This is a genomic window from Pseudoteredinibacter isoporae, from assembly GCF_040372805.1.
In the GTDB taxonomy this organism is placed as follows: domain Bacteria; phylum Pseudomonadota; class Gammaproteobacteria; order Pseudomonadales; family Cellvibrionaceae; genus Pseudoteredinibacter; species Pseudoteredinibacter isoporae_A.
In genome coordinates this window covers 68,622-84,812 of sequence record NZ_BAABWJ010000008.1, presented here as the reverse complement: position 1 = coordinate 84,812, position 16,191 = coordinate 68,622, and the positions used below count along the sequence as shown (strand labels likewise).

Annotated in this window: 11 protein-coding genes; 3 read left to right on the top strand and 8 right to left on the bottom strand. The window is 50.1% G+C overall.

Annotation, left to right across the window (positions count from 1 at the left end):
- Positions 1 to 7: 7 nt before the first annotated feature.
- The 4 genes from ABWW03_RS15230 to ABWW03_RS15215 form a co-directional block, all read right to left on the bottom strand.
- Positions 8 to 1,438: a di-heme oxidoredictase family protein gene (locus ABWW03_RS15230; RefSeq protein ID WP_353409621.1), complete on the bottom strand. Its 1,431-nt coding sequence runs from the start codon at positions 1,436 to 1,438 to the stop codon at positions 8 to 10.
- Positions 1,438 to 2,712 (bottom strand): imelysin family protein, encoded by a 1,275-nt coding sequence (locus ABWW03_RS15225; protein ID WP_353409619.1) that lies wholly within the window; start codon positions 2,710 to 2,712, stop codon positions 1,438 to 1,440. The genes ABWW03_RS15230 and ABWW03_RS15225 overlap by 1 nt, the downstream gene beginning before the upstream one ends.
- Before the next feature lie 371 nt (positions 2,713 to 3,083).
- Positions 3,084 to 4,469 carry a S41 family peptidase gene (locus ABWW03_RS15220; protein WP_353409617.1) on the bottom strand — a complete coding sequence of 462 codons (1,386 nt, stop codon included), beginning with the start codon at positions 4,467 to 4,469 and terminating at the stop codon, positions 3,084 to 3,086.
- A gap of 236 nt (positions 4,470 to 4,705) precedes the next feature.
- Complete coding sequence (locus ABWW03_RS15215; RefSeq protein WP_353409615.1) at positions 4,706 to 6,685, bottom strand: sensor domain-containing diguanylate cyclase; 1,980 nt, start codon at positions 6,683 to 6,685, stop codon at positions 4,706 to 4,708.
- 164 nt (positions 6,686 to 6,849) lie between these two features.
- Between ABWW03_RS15215 and ABWW03_RS15210 the strand changes: the two genes are divergently transcribed.
- Complete coding sequence (locus ABWW03_RS15210) at positions 6,850 to 7,302, top strand: hypothetical protein (RefSeq protein WP_353409613.1); 453 nt, start codon at positions 6,850 to 6,852, stop codon at positions 7,300 to 7,302.
- Between the two features lie 45 nt (positions 7,303 to 7,347).
- Here the strand turns inward: ABWW03_RS15210 and tsaA are convergent, their stop codons facing one another.
- The 4 genes from tsaA to ABWW03_RS15190 all read right to left on the bottom strand — a co-directional run bounded on the left by tsaA (position 7,348) and on the right by ABWW03_RS15190 (position 12,243).
- Positions 7,348 to 8,091 (bottom strand): tRNA (N6-threonylcarbamoyladenosine(37)-N6)-methyltransferase TrmO, encoded by a 744-nt coding sequence (tsaA, locus tag ABWW03_RS15205; RefSeq protein ID WP_353409611.1) that lies wholly within the window; start codon positions 8,089 to 8,091, stop codon positions 7,348 to 7,350.
- 44 nt (positions 8,092 to 8,135) lie between these two features.
- Positions 8,136 to 8,852 (bottom strand): glutathione S-transferase C-terminal domain-containing protein, encoded by a 717-nt coding sequence (locus ABWW03_RS15200; RefSeq protein WP_353409609.1) that lies wholly within the window; start codon positions 8,850 to 8,852, stop codon positions 8,136 to 8,138.
- Between the two features lie 218 nt (positions 8,853 to 9,070).
- On the bottom strand, positions 9,071 to 11,560 hold the full coding sequence (locus ABWW03_RS15195; RefSeq protein WP_353409607.1) for an ABC transporter permease: 2,490 nt from the start codon (positions 11,558 to 11,560) through the stop codon (positions 9,071 to 9,073).
- Positions 11,554 to 12,243: an ABC transporter ATP-binding protein gene (locus ABWW03_RS15190; protein WP_353409605.1), complete on the bottom strand. Its 690-nt coding sequence runs from the start codon at positions 12,241 to 12,243 to the stop codon at positions 11,554 to 11,556. The genes ABWW03_RS15195 and ABWW03_RS15190 overlap by 7 nt, the downstream gene beginning before the upstream one ends.
- A 189-nt stretch (positions 12,244 to 12,432) precedes the next feature.
- Between ABWW03_RS15190 and ABWW03_RS15185 the strand changes: the two genes are divergently transcribed.
- Positions 12,433 to 13,062, top strand: a complete 630-nt coding sequence (locus ABWW03_RS15185) for an arylesterase (RefSeq protein WP_353409603.1) — start codon at positions 12,433 to 12,435, stop codon at positions 13,060 to 13,062.
- Positions 13,063 to 13,214: 152 nt separating this feature from the next.
- Positions 13,215 to 16,136: an insulinase family protein gene (locus tag ABWW03_RS15180; protein ID WP_353409601.1), complete on the top strand. Its 2,922-nt coding sequence runs from the start codon at positions 13,215 to 13,217 to the stop codon at positions 16,134 to 16,136.
- The last annotated feature ends 55 nt before the right edge of the window (positions 16,137 to 16,191 follow it).

Sequence of the window (16,191 nt, the reverse complement as noted above, 5' to 3'; positions counted from 1 at the left end):
GCTGCCTTTATAGATCGTACAAAAATGCCAGTAACTGTTCGCGCTCTGATTTGTTCAGCTGTCGATAGCGAGCATTCGCTTGAGCACCTTCACCACCGTGCCAGAGAATCGCCTCTTCAGCATCACGTGCGCGGCCATCATGCAGCAAGGCTTCAACACCATTGACTTCCCGAATCATCCCCAGCCCCCAAAGTGGCGGGGTTCGCCATTCATTACCTTGCGCGATAAATTCCTGGCTGTCATCGGCCAGTTCCGGCCCCATGTCGTGAAGCAGTAAATCCGTGTACGGGGCGATACGGCTTGCCGCCAACCAGGACAGAGGGTAATCCTCTGCAGTATTGTGCTCCGGAGTATGACAGCCTGAACAGCCCAATCGTTCAAATATTGCTTCCCCCGCAACAACCTCTTTGTCGTTGGGTTTACGACGTTTGGGCACGGCCAGATTACGTGTATAAAAGGTTATCTGCTCGAGTATATTGTCGCTCACTTCCAGCTTCTTCAAATCGCCGCGTTCAGCCATATCCGCGCAGGCTTTTTGTCGGGTGGTGCAATTTTCATTGGGAAAAAGACTGGAGCGTATTCCCATATCGCCATTAAACGCGCCCGCATTCTGCTGTTCCAAACTGGGCTGTCCCGCTTTCCAGCCAAAACGACCCGCTTGGAGGCTTTGTTTTTTAATGTCCCACACAGCATTAATGCGCCCTGAAATACCGTCTTGATCGCGATCCTCAGGGTCAGCCAACGCCCTAAGTCGAGTCTTTGGGATAGCTTCCAGCAAACCTAAACCCACCATAGCCGGTGCAATACGCGCAGAAATTGTTGTGTGCTCATGTAAAGGCCCATAGGCCAAATCACGAATGGAAAATATCGGCTTGCGTAACTGCCGCTGGCTACCATCCGCCAATTCAATTGTTTTTTCTTCATAACGAATACTGATTTGCCCTTCCGCGGCCAAACCGGGTAACGCGAAATCCTGCAACTGTCCACCATAGATAGGATCGGCCTTATTCGGGGCATCCATGGGAATGTCCTTCGCGCCCGCCACATTCAAACGCAAAAGCAACGACACAGCATTATCGCTGTCACCGTGCGGCAAGTGACCTCGTCCATCTTTGATATGACAGTTCTGGCACGCATTAGTGTTGAACAAAGGCCCCAGGCCATCACGAGCATCAGTGCTCGCGGGTGCAGCCACCCAAGGATTGCGAAAAAAACTGTTCCCTACGCTGAAATCCAAGCGACGCATTAACGGCATATTAGCTGCGGGTTGAGAAAAAGAATGAACGCCCTTAGGACTCACACGGCTGCGATCGGGTTTCAATTCTTCGGCAATGACAGAATTAGAACACAGGCTCAATACAAGCCCACTGAGAATGGAGCAAATTGACATGCCGGTGGTGCCAAAACAGGCACCACCAATCTTAGAGAAATAGTGCATTAAAAATCGTGGTCAGCGTTATCAGGGTTAAGGTTATCAATACCAAGAGATTTAGCGGCAAGTTCGATTTGTTGTGTTTGTGCTACCAGATCCTGAATCGATGCATTGATCAGCTTCGCGCCTCGGGTATTGCCCTCTGCGATCAATTGATCAAACGCTTCTGGCGAGTCCTTGCGCTCCGCACTGTCCACCAGTTTCTGTAGACTTGCCTGGCTCTTGTTCATACTGCTAAGTACATTGTTGGCGAGAGTCTCGTCTTTGGTCACCAACAACGCCATGATACCCGGTCCACTCAAGCGACGACCATCGCTACGCTGGTATTCACCAGTGTATACATTGCGAATGCCCAAACCATTATAGAAGTGCGAATAATGAGTGTTGTCACTGAAGCAGTCGTGTTCATCTTCTGGAGAGTTGGCTTCTAGTGCTACCTTAAGGCGTTCACCGGCCAGTTCCCCCAGAGACAAGCTGCCCATCCCGAACAACATACGACTCAGGCCCCGCTTGGCAGACATAGCCAGCAACTCTGCCCGATAATTGTCTGCAACCGTTTTATCCCATTGCTTGACCATATACTGTAAATCATCGATCAACAATTGGCTGCTGGCACGCAGGTACTCTCGACGGCGCTCACAAGCTCCCCCGGTGCAGGCGTCACCGGCAATAAAATCCGTAAAAGGACGACTACCGGCACCCGGTGCGGTACCATTCAAATCCTGCCCCCACAGCAAAAATTCGATCGCATGATAGCCCGTGGCCACATTCGCCTCGGAACCACCCAGTTCATTGAGAGACGCAAGCAATTCAGGGGTCAGTTTTTGAGTATCCAGAGTATTCGCGCCCAGCTGCAAACTCGTATTGGCGATAATATTGGCATTCGCACCCACATTGCCCAGCTCAGCCTGATAACTGCCCTGCTCAACATAGTCGATCAGCCCTTCATCTAAAGGCCAGGCATTCAACTGCCCTTCCCAATCATCAACCACCGGATTACCGAAACGAAACACCTCAGACTGCTGGTATGGCACACGTGCCGCTTTCCACGCCGCTTTTGCAGACAGCAGGCCTTCGGCACTGGGTTTGGACAGAAACTCATCAATAGCGACTTGCAACTGCTGAGCGGTAAGCAGTGAATCTTCGTATATGGCGTGAGCCAGATCAGAATAATGTTGTACCACAGATTCGGCAGACGGCTTCTCCGCCAAGGTTTGCGCACTGAACAATGAGGCGGCGCATACGCTCAACGCGACGACGCATCGGGACTTGAAAAACATGGAAACTCCTTAACACAGGGCGTGAATCAATGGCCGTATTCCTATACCAGTCCACCGAGCAGGCTTCTCGAGCCGGTCTTTATCGAAAGGCCTAACAGCCGTATAGCGCGCGAAATGCTAACACTAAATGCAAATGCTTATCAATGACATAGATTGCGGCATTTAGCCGCGGTCGGAGATATCGACCGGGGAGGGTACATTATTTGATCAACGTAATGCTTCTTAGCTGGTCTCCATGCCACAGCTCAATCGCGTTGATCTTTCCAATAGAGTTATGCCCACACTCATGTATTCATAGTGCACTGTTGGGGTAGTCGTTCACACTTAATCCACTTCCCGCCTTCACTTTTGTATGCAGACAAAATACGGGCCTATGGATTCATACGCTGTTGCAAACCTTCAATGGCCTTAGCCAACACGATATCTCTTTCGGAGCGCAAATGATCAGGCGTTCTTTGAATTTCTACATCGGGAATAATTCCATAACCTACAAACTCCCGGCCATCGGGGTAGGTATCACGTTTAGTACAAATTCTAAATGATCCTCCTCCGGGTAAATCGAAAAATATTGGCTGGCCAGTGCTGCCATAAGTCTTCTCGCCGATGGTCGTGAAATGATCCAATTTATCGGCATAGATTAAAAAGTCTTCTGCCGCTGAAGCTGTATATCGGCCAGTCAACACATAAGTCGGAACAATATGATTGTCTTTCTTCGCTTCAAAAGAGCTCATCGAACCCGAATACCACGCTCTATCCTCAGCATACTCTTTATATTCATCGCTATAGAAACCCCATGCCTTATATGCTGCAATGTGTTTTCGGGTTTTCCAGGTAGACCCCTCTAACTTTTTCTGAGCGAAGTGAGCAAGTATCTCAGCTGCGATATCGGAATTACCACCACCATTAAATCTAACATCAATAATCAGTGCTTTTGCTTGCTGAATATCCCGGTATGCCTTTTTAAAATCTTCGATAATCTTTTCATCATGAAAACCATTCAAAGCCATATACGCAATATCATCCTTCAGCCGCTTAAATTCAAACAGCTCGCCATTCGAACTCGGCATTTCCAGGCTTACTTTTTCAATTTTTTTACCTCTTGAATTGCGTTTCAGCGCGACCTCCTGAATTTCCCCTGACGGAGTTTTAAACTCCACCTTTATTTCACTCTCAGGGAGCCCATCTAACACCCTTCTTACAGCATCGTTCCACAGAATATGATCGGTCGAACTCGCGATATAAGGCATCATTGTTGTTTTCAGATAGTGATCCACTGCAATACCATCGACGGAAACAACAGTAGATCCTAATGGAACCAAGTATTGCAGACGTTTGTCCACGCTGGTGACAACGGCTTTTCTATTGGCCTCTGTCAATTCTACCGCTGGCCAATCGATATGCTTCTCAGACAATCCTTCAGGAAGATATATATTCGTATGCCCATCACGCAACATGGCATTCAGCCTCATCAGCTCCCGATAATAGTCGTACGTTGACTGAGTGGCTAGAACCCTAGAAATTGAATGTTTATAAGCATTATCAAAATCTAATCCTGGAACCTGATCAAAAAAAGCAAAGTTATAACTGGCTTCCTTCCAAAATAAAGATAAACCGTACAACTTGTCCTCATCCGACAAATTTTCGGGCGGACCAGCCAAGTCTTTGGTTCCCTTTCCTAAGGCTGAATTCATCGATACCAATAGCAAACACAGAAAAACAGGCTTTATTATGTAAATTTTTTTTATCAAACTGGCCATAGTCAAATCAATCCATCAATACATTTCCAAAACACCCAAGCTGATTGGGTCAGCAGAGCGCCCATTCGACGATCGATAGTATTGACTTAATATCAGTCTGTATAGAAAAACGAATACAATTTGTGAATAAACCGGCTAAAAAGACATCGCTTAAAATCAAGATGAAAATTCTGCAAATCTCACGGCAACTGAGCTAATGGATTCCATGTTGTAAGTGAGAGAGAACATTTCAACACTCAAGGTGTTTCTATAGTACCGTTTTTGGCGGTCTTCTCACTATGACAAACCCGCCCTCGCCCTTCTTGTTTGGCTTGATATAGGGCTCGGTCAGCACGTTGATAAAGCTCAGCAAAGTTTTCATCGAAATGCCACTGAGCCAAACCAATGCTGACACTGACTTGATATTCAGGCTGCTCAGAAAAATGAATGGTTGTGAAACGACGGCACAGTTCGTCCATCAATTTTCGAGCCGACAATAGTGATGTGGATGGAAGCAAAACCGCGAATTCCTCACCCCCAATGCGAGCCACAAAATCCGTTGTTCGTAAACGTTGTGAAAAGAATTGTCCCATACACTGCAACACCCGATCACCGAAGTCATGGCCAAAGCGATCGTTGACGCTTTTAAACCAATCAGCGTCGACAATCGCCAGGCAACACTCGCTGCCATAACGGTGAGCTCGCTGGAGCTCCTGTTCGACTTGCTCGTCGAACGCTCGCCGATTGGGCAGGCCTGTTAAAGCGTCAGTGGTCGCCGCCAGGGCCAGTCGCTGATTGGCTTCCTGAAGATCTTGTGTGCGGGACTTTACCTGTTGCTCCAGATTTTCGTTCAATTCCTGTAATCGAAGACTGAGGCCCCGTTCACGCATCAACAAACGCATATACCCCCAACTGACATACATCACCTGAAAAGCGATAAACAAGAAAACCGCGATAGCAAAGAGTTCAATATAAGGGTCTGTATTGCGGCGATAGTAGAGAGCATCAGATGTTCCACTGATCAAGATCATCATAATACCCGCAAAGGTCAGCCACTGTTTGAAGGGAAAACGGAAGGCCTGATACAGCAGAAAAGCCACGTAAAGAATCGCTACAACGATGTACAATAAGCGCAGGCCATGTCCGAGAAGTAAAAACTCATGCAACCCCAAAAAGGGAATACTTCCTAAAATAATCAGCGGAAGGACCGCCAATAAATAGATCAGCTTTTTCAGCCTCTGCCTATGCTCAAACAATTCGGGCAAAACATAAGGCTGCCCGTAAATAAAAATCGCCAGTAATCCCAGAAAACTGATCCAGGTAAAATAGAAATGGCTCACTACCGTCAAACCTGGAATAAAATAAGCCAACAGGCTGCCCGTCACTAACAGACGAACCCCGGCCCCCAAAGACATAATTACCGAGAACAGATACAGAGGGCGACGACGTTTACTGAACACCGCCTGGGACGCCGAATAAATGGCCACCAGTAAGCAGGCCCCCAAAAACAGAATATGCCAGGACCAGCGCTGCATGACACTGCGATACAGTTGATCGGCATTGCCCAGAAGCGGAGGCTGCGAAGCACCTCCAGTACGATAGTCTTCGTTGTAAAGCTGCACAATGACCTTGGCACCTGGATACAGTCGGGGCAGCTGGGTGTACGCACCATCCAAAAGGCGGCCACTGACGCGCACTGAGGGTAGCCGCTCAATAAACTGCCCAGATTCAGGAATAAACTCAGACAAGTTGTCATAGGTTTTCACAATCTCGCCTTTGCCATTATCAACATACATTCGGTAGGCAGATTGAAAACGTCCTGGCCATAGCGCCAGTCGCTCGCCACTTGCCAGATTGCCGAGAAGGGCAATATCCGTCCACAATGTAATATAAGCTTGAGGGTCTTCAGCGGTAATACCCAGACTCTCCAGGGACCAATATCCCGGCAGTTCGAACCAGCCAAATTTGTCTTGATAACGTGTGGGGAGTGCATCGATTTTGGACGGTGGAATCAGAACCCCCGGAACCCCGCGCCAACGTCCACGTATCTGGTCATTCTGACAGGACGGAGCAATGAGCGCCGCTTGATAGGAAGCGGGTTCAGATGATGCTTGAGCGTTTGCGCTGGAGATGAAAGGCGCTTCAAGGATTTCCTGGCAACTGGCCAACACACACTGGCCAAAAAACAAACAAGCCAACAGTATGCTCAACGTGCTTAGGGGCTTTCGAATCTTCATAAATCCCTTTGGATGATTAAGCCCTGCTACCACTGCGGCCAAAAAAATGTCCTACACATTCTAGTCGGAATATCCACACTGTACAGCGCAGACAACAAAAATAGGAAAATACCTGAAAAAGCGCTAGGCTAGCGGCAATTAAAGTCGAGTATAAAGGATGAACCATGACGCCCGCTTTGCCCGCAAACCCCTACTTGCTTATCGCCGCCGCTCTCAGCGCGATAGCCGCTTTTTTGCACCTCGCCATCATTCTCGGTGGTCCCGACTGGTATCGCTTTTTTGGGGCCGGTGAAGCCATGGCCCAAATGGCCGAACGCGGTGAGATAAAACCGACCTTAATCACTCTGGGAATTGCGACGGTTTTGTTCAGCTGGTGTCTTTACGCACTCTCAGCAGCAGGGAAAATTCCTCCCTTGCCGCTGTTGCGCACGGCATTGGTCGTAATCACCACCATTTACCTTTTGCGTGGTTTGTCCGTATTACTCATGGCCATACTACAAGACGAGTTTCGAGAGCCGTTCTGGATATGGAGTTCATTGATTTGCACCGCTTTCGGTGGCGTTTATGCCATTGGCAGTTGGCAACAGTGGGGTTATCTATCCACTGCGGCGCGATAAGCCTGCTATTCGATGATGCGGGTGAGTCTTATCGATTAATACTGATCACACCCGAACTTCAGCGATGGAGATCACGGTCAGGGATTCAAGCCCCGTTTCTGTGGAGATGTAGACCCAACGAATATTTAGAACCGGGCCGGATAAATCCGGCCTGAGCGTCATGCCATATTCGCGAGCACCACTTTTACCCTTTTGGTAAGCGGGCCTGGGATCTTGGGCCAGTACCTGAGTGATTAATTCAGACAATCCCAAAACGGATGTTTGGCGGGTGTCCCAAAGGGAACAAAATTCACGCGCTCCATTCTCGAACACCACATTCAACGCGCTTGGCGCTTCTTCCGCAAATTGATTAACCGCTTCACCCTGCATATCGACATAGGGAACATAGGGCTTGATATCAAGGATCGGGGTTCCATCAAGGAGATCAAGGCCCGACACGTCGATAGCGACATGCTCTGTATCAATGCGCTCGATTTTGGCTATCGATAACCCTATGGGATTAGGCCGCACCGGTGAACGGGTTGCGAACACGCCCATACCCTTATTCCCGCCCAAACGGGGCGGTCGAACTTTAGGGCGCCAACGAGTCTCGAGGCTGTCATGAAAAACAAACTGAAGCCAGATATGGCTGCATTGTTCCAATCCCTGCAAACAATCCGCCTGGGCATATTCCCCAAGCAATTCGATTCGAGAATGCAAGCCCGACGCTAAACCGGGCTGGCGGGGAATACCAAACTTTTCCAGATAAGGCGAGCGAACTCGGGCAATAAATTCGAGCTCAATACTCACAAGCGGTCATTCCCAACATCATATAAGTGTTCACGCTAATCTGACTACACATTAATTTCTTCTGGATAATATGCGTTGGCAATACGCACGCAGAAATCCACCAGATTTTGGTGCGCTTTCGCGAAACGCGATATCACAATATCATTATCTGAGTGGGTCAGCTGAACGATGATACCAAAGGCCGTCGCATCCAAGTTGCTTGGCTTATCACCGAAGAAATAAGGCTTATCCCCCAAAAGAACGGCCAGAGCATCGATGGACTGTTTCGCAATCGCCTGAATCTCTTCATCGCTGTGCATGCCCATACCATGCTGCTCCAGCTTTTTAACAACACCTCGGCGAACCAGGGATGGCACAATCAATTTTAACGGTCCAGGTAAAGATGAAAACAAGGCGTCTTTAGTGACTTCCCAACCATCCTCACGTCCCCAACGGGAATACACCAAACACCAATAAAGGTTTTCATCCAGAGATTTAGTCAGCAAATAAGATTGCGCCTGCTGCTCTGCATTGAGATCTTTCTCCAGGGGGCGACCGTATTTTTCATCAAGTACATTCAGAATCTCCTGGGAGTCAGGAATAATCTGGCCATCCCATTCCACATAGGGCAGCTTACCTTTTGGCGCTTTACGCAAGTATTCCTGACCGTTCACCGATTCAAATTCGATATTGGCCATGCGCATATAACAGTTCACCTTCAATACAAAAGACGACGGATCGGGCATTCCGAATGAAGGGCCAAAGCCATAGAGTTTAATCATCGACATATCCTTGTGTGCTCAGCCCGAAGGCCTTGCATTGTTCAAAGTAAGAAAGGCTATTGTTCCGTACTGCCCTGTCAGCAGTTGTCAGTAGCTTAACAAGAATTGTGTTGCGGATTAAGTGTACCAAGCGTGACCTCATCCGGGCTTACAAAAAAAGCCCGTTTTCACGGGCTTTTTAAATCATCCACAGCGCCAGTTGGCGTAATCAACCTCAATTAGGCCAATTCTCTCAGCACTTGCAGGGGTGGCACAGTAACCACTTTACGACTCGCCCACAGTCCCATTGCGCAGACAATTACGGCGCCAATGATTGGCCCTGCCAACCACAATAAGGGGTGCGCCTGAAGCGGTGTTTCGAGTACCCATTGCTGCATACCCAACAGCAGGAGTTCGGCTCCAATAACCGCCAGAAACCCTGCCAATGCCCCCAGGCAGATAAATTCCAACGCCGTACTGCCCAGAATACGCTGACGACTGCTGCCCAATGCTCGCAGAATACCCGCTTCCTGTAATCGATAATCCATGCTGGCATTCACCGCAGCCAGTAACACCATCACACCTGCTAACAGCACCAATATCAGCACCAATTCCACACCGTCACTTACCTGCGCAGTCAGGTTCTGAATCTGTTCAATCACCAGATCCAACTCCACCACCAAAATCGTCGGCGACTGGCGAAGCAGATCATTAATAAGCGGCTTTTTCTCAGCCGGGATATAAACACTGCTTAAATAGGTGGGCGAATAGCTGTCTAAGGCGCCAGGAGAAAACAGGAAATAAAAATTGGGGCGCATGCTGTCCCAATTCAATGAGCGAATACTACTGATCTCAGCCGACAGATTTAAGCCACCTACACTGAAGGTCAGCTGATCGCCCAGTTTCAAATTCAGACGTTCAGCAAGTTCCTGTTCCACCGACACGTAATGGGTTTGGCCATCAAGATTCATCTCTGGCCACCACTTGCCTTCCAATAAGCGATTATCCTCCGGCAAGGTGGGCGTCCAACTCAGGTTCGCTTCACGGTTCAACACCCCAACTTGCTTCTTCAAGGACTCATCGGGTGCGCTGTTATTAATTTCAGTCAGACGAGCTCGGACCATCGGGTATAACCCCTGCAAATCCAACTCTTCTTGGGTAAACAATTTCCGTACGGGTTCTACTTCATTTTGGGCAATATTCACCAGGAAGTGATTCGGTGCATTGTCAGGAAGCTTATATCGCCACTCTTCAATCAAACTGGTACGCACCACAAAAATCACTAACAGCAACATAATGGCAGTGGCAAACACCAGAATTTGCGCCACGGTTTGTCCCCGGTGACGCAGCAGGCTGGCCCAAGCCAAACGCCAGCTGCTACCACTGCGGCTGCCCCATACACGTCCGAGTTTTAACATCAACAATGCGATGCCTGCTGCTAATGCCAGTAACGCAAAAAAGCCCAACATCACAACAGCTGTCAGCACCAAATTCTGGCTGTACACCGCCACGAGAATGAACACTGCGGCAATTCCCAGTGCGGCTTGCCAGAAACCAGAAACGGTTGCGACGTGTATATCACGACGCAGAACGCGGATTGGTGGAACCGTTGGCAACTGCCAAAGTGGCGGCAGGGCAAAGCATAATAAACACAACAGTCCGGTTAACAATCCAAGGCTATAAGGCCACAGGCCGGCAAAGGCCAAATCCAATGGATACATCGAACTGACAATCGAAGCAATGGCTCTTTGCAGAACTTCCCCCAAAGCCAGCCCACCAAGCGACGCCACAACAGCCAATATAAACAGCTGCTTAGCGTATAAACTGCGAATATGATTGGCACCCGCCCCCAGGCTTTTCAGTAAGGCAACCTGATCGGTATGGCGGCGCGCAAACTGCTGAGCCGCGATTGCAATGGCCAAGCCCGCCAACAGCAGTCCAATCATGGCGGCCAAACCCAGAAATTGTTTTCCACGATCGAGAGTGCTCGACAAGCCTCGTTGAGAAGCCTGCAAATCCATAATGCGTTCGTGGGGGCTGAACTCTTTTTTCAAGGTTTCTAAAAAAGCACTCAGTTGAGCCTCATCTCCAGAGAGCAGCCAATTGTGTCGAATGCGGCTACCCGGTTGAATCACTTCGGTAGCGGGCACATCATCAATGTGCATCATTAAACGCGCGCCCAGCAGACTCAGACTGTCGCCTCGGTCCGGCTCACGTACCAGAACTTTGCTCACCAAAAGCTCAGATTCGCCTACAAACAGCTGCTCGCCTAATTCAATGTCCAATAAGGGTAATAAACGAGAATCTACCCACACTTCTCCTCGAGGGGGGCCTGATTGAATGCGCTCCAATGTTGTACTGCGATGATTAAAGGCTTCGTCACTGATTTCCAACTCGCCCAATAACGGGTACTCATCACTGACCGCCTTAACAGACGCCAGATACATAGCGTCGCCAGCGAAAGTCATCGAGTTGAACAGAAGCGTCTGCGCCTGCTTCAATCCCGCTTCGCCGGCGCTGTCATACCACTCCACCGGCAAACTGCGAGACGAACGCACCACGCGATCAGCACCCAAGAAGGTATTACTTTGTTTAATCAGCGCGCCTTCTAAACGCTGGGTAAAAATCGCAATGGCACTGACCACAGCGACCGCCAACAAAAGAGCCGCCGCTAATAAGCGCAGTTCTCCGCTGCGCCAATTGCGCCACAGCAGTTTCAAACTCAGCATGGTGCGGTTTCCACATTGGCAACGGCCTGCTCCAAGCGTCCCGCTTCCAGAGTAATGCGGCGCTGGCATCGCGTAGCTAAACGTTCTTCATGGGTAACCAACACAAGGGTTGTACCCTGCTCCTGATTCAACTCAAACAGCAACTCAATAATCGTGGCGCCGGTTTTTGCATCGAGATTCCCCGTGGGTTCATCTGCGAATAAAATAGTGGGTTCATTGGCAAATGCGCGCGCGATAGCAACACGTTGCTGCTCACCTCCGGACAGCTGTTTGGGATAATGTTCCAGACGGTGATCCAGGCCGACACGTTGCAAAAACTTTTCCGCACGTTGACGGGCGTCTTGATGGCCGTGTAATTCCAGGGGCAACATGACATTTTCCAGAGCGGTTAGGCCCGGCAAGAGCTGGAAAGACTGAAACACAAAGCCCACGCTGTCGGCTCGCAACGCGGCTCGCCCCTCTTCATCAAGCGCTTTCAGGCTTTGTCCAGCAAGTTCCACATCGCCATGACTGGCCGTGTCCAGGCCGGCCAATATGCCCAATAAAGTCGATTTACCCGAGCCCGAAGCCCCCACAATAGCCAGACTTTCGCCCTTGGCCAATTGAAAGGAAATTTCCTGAAGGATTTCTAAATCCCCCGCAGCGGTATTAACGACTTTACCGAGTTCAGTGACCTTTAGCATGAACGATTCTCTTTATGTTATGTCTTGTATGGTTAACAATGATTCATTGTATTCTGGCAGCAGTTTGACCCCAGGCAAGACTGTTCACACTACTTTACCCACAGGCACTGGCTAGGATATGGACATAATTCTAGAATATGAGAACTCTGCCTAGTCCAATCCGATTAATTGCCAAGCAAGCGAGATAAGATGAAGTTAGCCCTCAACATGTACCTGATCCTGGCCCTGCTCTTCAGCGGTGTTGCGGCAAATGCTGATAACGGCTCCGCCGACAAGCGAACGCTGATGGTCCTCGGGGACAGTATCAGTGCTGCATACGGCATGAAACCCGAAGAGGGCTGGGTCGCCCTGCTCAACCAGCGATTAGCAGCGCAAAACATCAATACGGTCAATGCCAGCATCAGTGGAGAAACCACCGCCGGAGGTCTTGCTCGCCTGGAAGCCTTACTGGACAAATACCAGCCCGACTGGGTCATTGTCGAGCTGGGTGGGAATGACGGCCTGCGCGGTTACCCCATCGCTCGAATGAAGGCTAATCTGGCCGGCATCATTGAGCAAAGCCAGACGGCCAACGCGGGCGTACTGTTGATCGGTATGCAGATTCCCCCCAACTACGGCAAGCGCTATACCCGCTTGTTCAGCGAAGCCTATCCCGCACTGGCGGAACAATATGACATTACCTTAATCCCCACCTTTTTGGAGTCCGTTGCCGTTAAGCCCGACGCCATGCAAGAGGACGGCATTCACCCCAATGCCAATGCACAGGATCAGCTGCTCGCGGTGGCTTGGCCCGAGATCGAACGCATGATCCAAGAGTAAAGGCCTGTAGGCCCTCACTCTGTAACTCCGCCGTTGTGATTGCATAATTGCCCCCCAAACGGCGCCCCACTCCCCCTGAACGAGCAAAACCGCTAGAATGCGTGTTTTGATGGAATATCGCCAATTTCTGGCGCTAAATAATTGAGGTTTGCATGAGCCAATCGCCACACCCGAGCTTTGACATGATCCGCAGTGAAGCGGTCGACTCCCTGAACATCGTGGTCCACGAGTACCGCCACAAAGTGACCGGAGCGCAGCACATTCATATCGAAGCCGATAATAGTGAAAATGTGTTTTTGGTGGCCCTGCGAACCGTTCCTGAAGATTCAACCGGTGTTGCTCATATTTTAGAGCATACGGCCCTGTGCGGCAGCGAAAAATACCCGGTGCGCGATCCATTCTTTATGATGATTCGCCGCTCTCTCAATACCTTCATGAACGCCTTTACCAGTTCAGACTGGACCGCCTACCCCTTTGCAAGCCAAAACCGAAAGGACTTTGACAACCTCCTCGACGTCTATCTGGATGCGGTCTTTTTTTCACGCCTCGATCCGCTGGATTTTGCCCAGGAAGGCCATCGCCTGGAATTTGAAGACACAGAAAATCCGGCCAGCGACTTGGTATACAAAGGCGTGGTCTACAACGAAATGAAAGGGGCCATGAGTTCTATCCCTTCACAGTTGTGGCATAAACTCTGTGAGAAGCTATACCCAAGCACCACGTATCATTACAACTCCGGTGGTGACCCTGCGGAAATTACTGAACTCAGTTATGAACAACTGCAGGCGTTTTACAAAAGCCATTACCATCCGAGCAACGCCATTTTCATGACCTTCGGAGATATCCCTGTAACAGAATTGCAGGAGAAATTCGAACGCCAGGCACTGTGTCGATTCGAGGCCCTGGATAAAACCATCTCAGTACCCGCTGAACAGCGTTACGATGAACCACAGCAGTACAACGCACACTATCCTCTTGACGATCAAGACGCCGACACCAAAGACAAAACGCACATAGTGATGAGTTGGCTGCTTGGTAAAAGTACTGACTTGGCCGCAACGTTAGAAGCCCAATTGCTGTCCAGTCTCTTACTCGATAACAGCGCATCACCATTGCAACAAGCTTTGGAAACCACGGACTTGGGTAGTGCACCTTCGCCCTTGTGTGGTCTCGACGATTCGCAATTTGAATTGAGTTTTTGCTGTGGCATCGAAGGCAGTAATCCCGAACAAAACGACGCGGTGGAAGCTTTGGTGCTGGGTGTTCTCGAACACCTGGCTGAACACGGGCTGCCACAGGAACAAATCGAAGCGTCCCTTCACCAACTGGAGTTACAACAACGCGAAATCGGTGGTGACAGCTATCCCTATGGACTGCAACTTATCCTCACGGGTCTGACCGCAGCAACACATCGCGGCGATGTGCTGGCCCTACTAAACTTGGAGCCCGCACTTGCTGAACTGCGTGAGAAAGCGCAAGAAGCAGATTTTGTTCAGCAGTTGGCCCGCCGTTTGCTGTTAGACAATCAACACCGCATCACGTTGACCATGTCGCCAGATCCTCAACTGGCCCAGCAGCAGCTCAATGATGAGAAACAAAAACTCGCCACTCTCAAAGCCCAGCTAAATGAAGAAGAACAGCAGGCCATTATCGATCAGAGCTTGGCGCTTCTGGAACGCCAAAACCAAGTAGACGATGCGTCCATCTTGCCTAAAGTCGGCATCTCGGATGTCCCCGCCAGCAGTCATTATCCCGAACCGGAAAATGACCAACTCGGTGAGCTGCCCTTTACCCGATATGCCGCCGGCACCAATGGCTTGGTGTACCAACAAATCGTTATCAAGACACCGCAGCTCAGCGACGAACTGATCCCTCTGCTGCCCTATTACTGCATGGCTCTGACCGAACTGGGCGTAGGCGAACAGGATTATTTGCAAACTCAAATGAAGCAGTCGCAAATTGTTGGCTCCATGTCCGCCTTTTCCAGTGTGCGCGGTACTGTCGCTGACAGCCAGGAAATCAATGCCTACATCAGTTTGTCGGCAAAAGCATTGACACGTAATCACCAGGCATTGTGCGAACTGATGCTGGAGACTCTGCACAAGGTGCGCTTTGATGAATTACAGCGCTTACAGGAGTTGGTTGCCCATGCTCGTGCTCGTATGCAACAAAGTGTTACCGGCAGCGGTCACAGCCTGGCCATGACAGCGGCCAGTGCTGGCATCAGCCCCTGTGCGCAGCTTACCCACCGCCTGACCGGCCTGGCGGGTATTCAAGCCATTAAAGCCTTGGATGATAGCTTTGCCAATGAGGAAGCCTTGTTGGAATTCGCCAATCAACTGCAGGAAATTCACCGAGTGGTGCTGGCCTCCAGCAAGCAATATCTGCTGGTCAGCGACAAGGAATCTCTGCAAACCCTGAGTGATAACCTCGCTGAACTGTGGCCAAACCAACAAAGCCCCGAAGGTGAACTGCTGAGCTTACCTAAGCAAAACACGCGCCTTCAGCAAGCCTGGACAACCAACACACAGGTTAACTTCTGCGCAAAAGCCTACCCCACCGTTCCTTCTGGGCACGCAGATGCCGCCGCCTTATCGGTTCTCGGAGGCTTCCTACGTAATGGGTATCTGCACCGTGCCATTCGTGAACAGGGAGGCGCTTACGGTGGAGGGGCAAGCCAGGATAATAACATCGCCGCCTTCCGTTTTTACTCCTACCGCGATCCACGCCTTGAGGAAACCCTCAGTGATTTTGATGGTGCCTTGGAGTGGTTGGCCAATACAGAACACGATGAACAAGCCTTGGAAGAAGCCGTGCTCGGTGTCATCAGTGCTCTCGACAAACCCAGCTCACCGGCCGGTGAAGCCAAACAGGACTTCCACGCAAGGTTGCATGGCCGCAGCCCAGAAATCCGTGAAGACTTCCGCCAGCGCATTCTCAAAGTAAGCATTGCCGACCTGCAACGTGTTGCGAAAACCTATTTGCGTTCGGAACTGGCCTCTACCGTGGTGATTTGTCCGCCTGCTGGCGAAACTTCGGCCAAGACTTTAGGCCTGGACATTATCAACCTGTAATCTGATTCACTCTCGGGAGCCTGCTCCCGAGAGTCATCTCTTTTGCGTTAAGGAA

Bases quoted from the DNA above. Each gene is read 5' to 3' on its own strand.
- ABWW03_RS15230 (WP_353409621.1), bottom strand. From the start codon at position 1,438: ATGCACTATTTCTCTAAGATTGGTGGTGCCTGTTTTGGCACCACCGGC.
- ABWW03_RS15225 (WP_353409619.1), bottom strand. From the start codon at position 2,712: ATGTTTTTCAAGTCCCGATGCGTCGTCGCGTTGAGCGTATGCGCCGCC.
- ABWW03_RS15195 (WP_353409607.1), bottom strand. From the start codon at position 11,560: ATGCTGAGTTTGAAACTGCTGTGGCGCAATTGGCGCAGCGGAGAACTG.
- ABWW03_RS15190 (WP_353409605.1), bottom strand. From the start codon at position 12,243: ATGCTAAAGGTCACTGAACTCGGTAAAGTCGTTAATACCGCTGCGGGG.
- ABWW03_RS15215 (WP_353409615.1), bottom strand. From the start codon at position 6,685: ATGAAGATTCGAAAGCCCCTAAGCACGTTGAGCATACTGTTGGCTTGT.
- ABWW03_RS15185 (WP_353409603.1), top strand. From the start codon at position 12,433: ATGAAGTTAGCCCTCAACATGTACCTGATCCTGGCCCTGCTCTTCAGC.
- ABWW03_RS15210 (WP_353409613.1), top strand. From the start codon at position 6,850: ATGACGCCCGCTTTGCCCGCAAACCCCTACTTGCTTATCGCCGCCGCT.
- ABWW03_RS15220 (WP_353409617.1), bottom strand. From the start codon at position 4,469: ATGGCCAGTTTGATAAAAAAAATTTACATAATAAAGCCTGTTTTTCTG.
- ABWW03_RS15200 (WP_353409609.1), bottom strand. From the start codon at position 8,852: ATGATTAAACTCTATGGCTTTGGCCCTTCATTCGGAATGCCCGATCCG.
- ABWW03_RS15180 (WP_353409601.1), top strand. From the start codon at position 13,215: ATGAGCCAATCGCCACACCCGAGCTTTGACATGATCCGCAGTGAAGCG.